The sequence below is a fragment of the Streptomyces sp. NRRL WC-3549 genome, from assembly GCF_000721935.1.
Lineage (GTDB): Bacteria > Actinomycetota > Actinomycetes > Streptomycetales > Streptomycetaceae > Streptomyces.
This window is the reverse complement of sequence record NZ_KL585394.1, coordinates 241,963-242,631: the sequence shown is the minus strand read 5'-3', so window position 1 is coordinate 242,631 and position 669 is coordinate 241,963. Positions and strand designations below refer to the sequence as shown.

General features: G+C 75.3%; 2 pseudogenes. Both read right to left on the bottom strand.

Annotated elements, in window-relative coordinates:
* A pseudogene (locus IH13_RS0111845) lies at positions 1 to 252 on the bottom strand (VanZ family protein); the annotation flags it as partial.
* A gap of 118 nt (positions 253 to 370) precedes the next feature.
* Positions 371 to 669: pseudogene (locus tag IH13_RS0111840) on the bottom strand (hypothetical protein); the annotation flags it as partial.

Here is a 669-nt window from a genome sequence, read left to right as displayed (position 1 = left end):
GGGCAGCAGGACGCCCAGCGGAGCCAGCAGCGCCAGCCCCCCGCCGATCCGGCGCACGGCCTCGGCCCGGCCGAGGGAGAGGTCCGCCCTGATCCCGTCGAACGGTTGCAGATTCGCGGCCGTCACCCAGGGGACGTCGAGCGGGCGCAGCGTCAGCCAGCCGACGAACAGCAGATGCGCGAGGAGCAGGGCTACCCCCGCCGCGCGGAAGCGGATGACGGACCGGCCGTCCGGACTGTGACGCACGAGCACCAAGACGCCACGACGGGCAGGATCGGTTCCGCAGAAGGAGCTGTGACGACCGGCACGCGCCGTCACGACCGTGCGGGGACACCACTCCAGGGCTCTCCCCGTGCCGCACCGGCGTCCGCTACGGGGCGCCCGTGGCCCGCTGCGTCGGAACCCCCGTCGGCCTGCTCTTCGTCTCCGGGGTGCACAGGTAGTCCCGCGGCGGGTACTTCCCGGGCCCCCCGAGCCGCACCGGGCCTCCGGAGCCGCCCACGTGGCCCTCCGCGTACGAGCACACCAGCTGCGCCAGTGCCTGGGCCGGCAGGTCCTCGGGCTGCTCGCTGAGGCGCAGGCTGCCCTCCGGGTCGCCTTCGCGGGCACCGTCGACCCGGAGCCCCGCCGGTACGAGCGTGGAGAAGCCCGCCCGCCGCTCGTCGTCGG